We start from the raw sequence: 6,000 nt of genomic DNA on the forward strand, positions 1-6,000 counted from the left end.
TAGAGTGTAACGCTACTCACGCCATTGCCGCAAAGGTTGCATCTATGGTTGTGATAGGCTGCGGTTTTCTCGGTGCCAATTGGCAATAATAGTATCCAGGCTTAGTCCTTAGCCTGTACCAGCAGCCACTGATGGAACAGCTGCATGGCGGGCGTCATCGGCTTGGATTTCAACCAGGTAAGCCAATAGCTACCGATTTCGACCTCAATATCAAAGGGGCTGACCAGCAAACCGTTTTGCAGTTCGTGCTCGAACATTCTGGCTGGAGCCAGTGCCACACCTGCATTCTGAATCGCAGCCTCCACCATGAGCCGCGACGAGTCGAATATCGGTCCGTTAACTCTGATGGGCTCAATCCCAGCGGCGAGAAACCAGCTATTCCACTCCTCGGCGCGATAAGAGCGCATCAGTATTTCTTTCGCTAAATTCTCTGGATGCTGCAAGCGCTGCGCTACGCTTGGTGTACACAGTACGCTGAGCGGCGCGCTAAATAGCTCGGCATTATGGGTCGTTGGCCACATTCCTGTACCAAAGCGTATGGCAAAATCCAAACCTTCGCCGGCTAAATTGACCAAGTTATTATTGGTTAACAGTCTAAGCTCTACAAAAGGGTGCTCGGTGTAGAAGCTTTGTAGGCGGGGCATTAGCCAGCCAACGGCAAAGGTACCCACAGCGGCAACGGTCAGAACCTCATGAAAATGTCCGCCTTCAAATTGTTTGAGCACCGTTTCAATCTGGCTAAAGGCATCACTAAGCACCGGCAAAAGCACGTGGGCTTCATCGGTGAGTTCTAATCCGCGTGGTAGACGTTTGAATAACTGGGTTCCCAGCCTAGCCTCCAACATGCGTACCTGCTGGCTGACCGCAGCCTGTGTGACGCTGAGTTCAAGCCCTGCTCGTGTGAAGCTAAGATGTCGTGCAGAAGCTTCAAAAGCGCGAAGAGCATTGAGTGGCAGATGAGAACGCATAGGTCGCCTTAAGAAAGGTAGGCATAAGATTTTCTTTACCCTAAGGGAATTTTATCTCGCTTGTCAATCAGGCGACGATAGCGGATATTCCTGCCGCCACGGTGAGCTTGGCGCGATGACGCCGATCGTTCACTGGTTTATATAAATATTTTTCTTTTGCATGCGGATTGGCGTGCAAGGTTCCACATATATCCGATTAAAAGGTCACTTATTCATGCGTAAAAAAATGCAGAACACATTGAAGCTGTTATCCGTGATTACCTGTCTGGCAGCAACTGCCCAAGGTGCTCTGGCTGCTAATATCGATGAGAGCAAAATTAAAGACACCGTTGATGACCTGATCCAGCCGCTGATGCAGAAGAATAATATTCCCGGTATGTCGGTCGCAGTGACCGTCAACGGTAAAAACTACATTTATAACTATGGGTTAGCGGCAAAACAGCCTCAGCAGCCGGTTACGGAAAATACGTTATTTGAAGTGGGTTCGCTGAGTAAAACGTTTGCTGCCACCTTGGCGTCCTATGCGCAGGTGAGCGGTAAGCTGTCCTTGGATCAAAGCGTTAGCCATTACGTTCCAGAGTTGCGTGGCAGCAGCTTTGACCACGTTAGCGTACTCAATGTGGGCACGCATACCTCAGGCCTACAGCTATTTATGCCGGAAGATATTAAAAATACCACACAGCTGATGGCTTATCTAAAAGCATGGAAACCTGCCGATGCGGCTGGAACCCATCGCGTTTATTCCAATATCGGTACTGGTTTGCTAGGGATGATTGCGGCGAAAAGTCTGGGTATGAGCTATGAAGATGCGATTGAGAAAACCCTCCTTCCTCAGTTAGGCATGCATCACAGCTACTTGAAGGTTCCGGCTGACCAGATGGAAAACTATGCGTGGGGCTACAACAAGAAAGATGAGCCAGTGCACGTGAATATGGAGATTTTGGGTAACGAAGCTTATGGTATCAAAACCACTTCCAGCGACTTGTTACGCTACGTGCAAGCCAATATGGGGCAGTTAAAGCTTGATGCTAATGCCAAGATGCAACAGGCTCTGACAGCCACCCACACCGGCTATTTCAAATCGGGTGAGATTACTCAGGATCTGATGTGGGAGCAGCTGCCATATCCGGTTTCTCTGCCGAATTTGCTCACCGGTAACGATATGGCGATGACGAAAAGCGTGGCTACGCCGATTGTTCCGCCGTTACCGCCACAGGAAAATGTGTGGATTAATAAGACCGGATCAACTAACGGCTTCGGTGCCTATATTGCGTTTGTTCCTGCTAAGAAGATGGGGATCGTGATGCTGGCTAACAAAAACTACTCAATCGATCAGCGAGTGACGGTGGCGTATAAAATCCTGAGCTCGTTGGAAGGGAATAAGTAGAAAAGAATAGATATCGCCTCTCGTTTGGAGAGGCGATATGTTGAGTCACCGATTTCTCAGGGGTATTACAGCACGCCCTGTGCCAGCATGGCATCAGCGACTTTAACAAATCCAGCGATGTTTGCACCGCGAACGTAGTGGGTTTGCTTATCTTCTCCGCCATATTCCACGCAGGCTTGGTGGATATCCAGCATGATGTGGTGTAGGCGTAAATCCACTTTCTCGGCTTTCCAGCCCATACGAGCGGCGTTCTGCGCCATTTCTAGCCCCGATGTTGCGACACCACCAGCGTTCGCTGCTTTACCAGGCGCAAATAATACACCTGCTTCAAGGAACAGATCGGTGGCTTCAATCGTGGTAGGCATATTTGCGCCTTCGGCGACGGCTTTGACGCCATTGGCGATCAGGATACGTGCTGCGGGCGCATCCAGCTCGTTTTGAGTGGCGCAAGGCAGGGCAATATCAACGCTAACCCCCCAAGGTTGCTGGCCTTCAAGATAGGTTAGGCCAAATTCTTTAGCGTAATAGGCAATACGACCATCCTGCTGGGATTTGATCTGGCACAGGCGTGCCAGTTTCTCGGTGGTAAATCCGGCTTCATCCACCACGGTGCCGTTGGAGTCAGAAGCAGTAATCACGCGAGCACCGAGCGCCATGGCTTTTTCAATCGCGTACTGTGCCACATTGCCCGAGCCGGAAACGGCGACGCGCATGCCTTCAAAGCCTAAACCGTGGCGCTTGAGCATGGCATCGGTAAAGTAAACTAAGCCGTAACCCGTGGCTTCTGGGCGGATCAAACTACCGCCAAACGACAGACCTTTACCGGTGAAAACGCACGCGGTGTTATTTGATAGTTTTTTCATCATACCGGCCATGAAACCAACTTCACGTCCGCCGACGCCGATATCACCGGCCGGAACGTCGGTATCTGCGCCCAGATGTCGATAAAGCTCGGTCATCAATGCCTGACAGAAACGCATGATTTCGCCGTCGCTTTTGCCTTTAGGATTGAAGTCGCTGCCGCCTTTGCCACCGCCCATAGGCAGCGTAGTCAGCGCGTTTTTGAAGGTTTGTTCAAAACCTAGGAATTTAAGAATTGAAAGGTTAACGGAAGGATGGAAGCGCATTCCTCCTTTAAATGGCCCAATAGCCGAGCTGAACTGTACGCGCCACGCGCGGTTAACCTGTACCTGACCACGATCGTCTACCCAAGTGACACGAAACTGAATCACGCGCTCAGGTTCGATTAAGCGTTCAAGCAGGGCTGCATCGCGGTAATGAGGGTTTTGCTCCAGAAACGGCCACAGAGTGGTCATCACTTCTCGCACGGCTTGCAGGAATTCTGGTTGGTTAGGATCGCGCTGCTGCACGGTTGTGAGGAAGTGTTCTAGAGAGCGAGGTTGCTCCATAGTGTGATTCTCCTTTATGGAAGTGATTTTTTATGCGTTTTTTATGTTTATAAATGCAGATTTTGCACTGTGTTTGCATTTTGACTATATCACCGGTAACCGAGGCTTAATCAAGTGATTTATGATCATGCAGTAAATAAAAACGCCTCCGATTGGAGGCGTTAGGAGAGGTGGAGCAGTGAGTTATGCGTTTTGCGCTTCGGGTTTGGTATTCATCATGCGGTTTAGCCAAGGCACCATGGCGGCCATAATGATGGCAATGATAAAGGTAGCGATACCGATTTTACTGAAGACGCCCGTGTAGATCGGCAGGGTTTGCAGTGGATCGCTAATGCCTTCCGGTACGGCAGTAAAGGTTGCTACGTAGCCGCCCAGTAGGAACGCTGCTGCTTGAGTTAAGAACCACATGCCAAGAATAAAGCCCATCAGATACTGAGGGACTAGAGCGGCAACCATTGCCAGTCCTAAGGCACTAATCATCAGCTCACCCAGACTCTGGAACAGATAAACCAGCACAATAAACCATGGTGAGGTTAGCCCCTGAGCATCAGCAAACCACAGGCCAGCAGCGGCAGCAGTAAGGAATCCGAGTGAACACAAGAACATGCCAAGGGTGAATTTGGCTGGCATCGTAAGGTCTTTGCCTTTGGCGCCGAAACGGGTGTAAAGCGAAGCCAGAATTGGGCTGGCAACAACGACCCAGAACGGATTCAATGCTTGGAAGCTGACGGGGTTAATTGCAAATCCCAGAATTTCATGATGTACGTTATTGATTGCAAAGAAGTTCAGTGATGTTGGCATCTGAGCATACAGAATATAGAACAGCACCGCTTCAATCATCAGAACGAAGGCGACATACATACGGTTGCGGTCGCTTCTGTTTTGCTTAAATGCTTCGCGGAAGAAGAAGAAAATCACGATGATTGATAGCACAATCAACACGATGTTGGCGACTTTAACGTTGTGCATCAGCCAAGCACATACGTAAACCATCACAACGGTGCCGATCAGCACCAGCAGCAGGTTTTTCAGGTTCATAGGTTTGCTGTCTGGTTCTGAACCGATATCACGCACCATACCGCGGCAGCAGAAATAAACCAATAGAGCGACGACTAAACCTATACCGCACAGGTTATATGTCACTGCATAGCCATATTTATCAGCAATGATTGGAGCTAATGACAGAGACAGCAAGGAACCAATATTGATCGACATATAGAACAGCGTAAATGCGCCGTCTAAACGAGGATCTTTAGGGGGATAGCATTTTGAGAGCAGGCTGGCCGGGTTAGCCTTGAACAGCCCGTTACCTACCGCGATGGTGCCTAGGGCGATAAAAATCAAGTCAGGTTTATGCAGAGACAGACCGGTCATAAAATAGCCGAGTGCCAAGACGATAGCACCGAGCACCATGGTGCGTTTGGTTCCCAGCAGATGGTCACCGACGTAGCCACCGATAGAGATCAGCCCGTACACCAAAGCGGCGAATGCCCCGAAAGTGATAAATGCCTGTTCCTGTGAAAAACCTAGCTGTTTGACGAAGAAAACAGCCAGAATGCCTTGCACACCGTAGTAGCCAAAGCGTTCCCATAGCTCAACAAAGAAAATCATGAAAAACGGTTTAGGTTGTTGCAATAAACCGACTGGGGCGGGCTTATTCATATTAGTTCGCCTTCGAATATTGAATTAATTAAGTGTAGGCGTACGCGAAGCGCGTTGCCGAAGATACATCCTTGCTGAAATAGAATTCCGATTTTATATGTTTTGATGCCGTGTTAATGCCGATTTTTAGTGATGATGTAGGTTATTGTATGGACAGGTTGTGATCTTAGTGGTTGATCACACTATTTAAAAGTTGATTGGTGGTTTTTTTATAGGGAATTAAAGGGGGAATATTTCTATACCGAGGGGCCGTTTTCGCTCGCCGATCGTTTATGGAATTGCTGTGTAATATTCCGCCCGCCTGTCCATACTGAGCTTCATTGATACATCCGTGAAGGCGTACAGGCAGAGACCACCAGCGCGTGGTCTCTGCACTCGCGCGCTTTTATCCGAGATGCCATCTCCGCTCCGGTTTGGTATCGCCCATCCAGGGCGCCCCAAACTCCGCCGGTACATCCCTGTACCGGCGGCTCTCCCTACGAATACTTAAACTAAAAACCGACCACGCTTTTTGTTTTGACGTTGACCTTTTCCGGCAGATTACCGGACAGCCGAGTAAATCATGAAGGTTAGG

4 protein-coding genes are annotated in these 6,000 nt (G+C 49.4%); 1 reads left to right on the forward strand and 3 read right to left on the reverse strand.

Annotated features, from left to right (window positions below; all coding sequences use genetic code 11):
- Positions 1 to 101 precede the first annotated feature (101 nt).
- The gene (locus tag M988_RS00855) at positions 102 to 968 is read right to left on the reverse strand and encodes a LysR family transcriptional regulator (protein ID WP_064572496.1); all 867 of its coding nucleotides are present in this window, start codon (positions 966 to 968) and stop codon (positions 102 to 104) included.
- Positions 969 to 1,182: 214 nt separating this feature from the next.
- Between M988_RS00855 and M988_RS00860 the strand changes: the two genes are divergently transcribed.
- Entirely contained in the window at positions 1,183 to 2,355 is a 1,173-nt protein-coding gene (locus M988_RS00860; protein WP_063857697.1) for a cephalosporin-hydrolyzing class C beta-lactamase ACC-1b, read from the forward strand.
- Positions 2,356 to 2,420: 65 nt separating this feature from the next.
- On the opposite strand, the gene gdhA is transcribed toward M988_RS00860, so the two are convergent.
- Together gdhA and dtpB are read right to left on the reverse strand one after the other, a co-directional pair.
- The gene (gdhA, locus tag M988_RS00865) at positions 2,421 to 3,764 is read right to left on the reverse strand and encodes an NADP-specific glutamate dehydrogenase (protein WP_064572497.1); all 1,344 of its coding nucleotides are present in this window, start codon (positions 3,762 to 3,764) and stop codon (positions 2,421 to 2,423) included.
- 183 nt (positions 3,765 to 3,947) lie between these two features.
- Positions 3,948 to 5,426, reverse strand: coding sequence for a dipeptide/tripeptide permease DtpB (gene dtpB / locus M988_RS00870; protein WP_004091080.1), 1,479 nt, complete (start codon positions 5,424 to 5,426; stop codon positions 3,948 to 3,950).
- Between the last annotated feature and the right edge of the window lie 574 nt (positions 5,427 to 6,000).

This window comes from Hafnia paralvei ATCC 29927 (assembly GCF_001655005.1).
Classification (GTDB): Bacteria; Pseudomonadota; Gammaproteobacteria; order Enterobacterales; family Enterobacteriaceae; genus Hafnia; species Hafnia paralvei.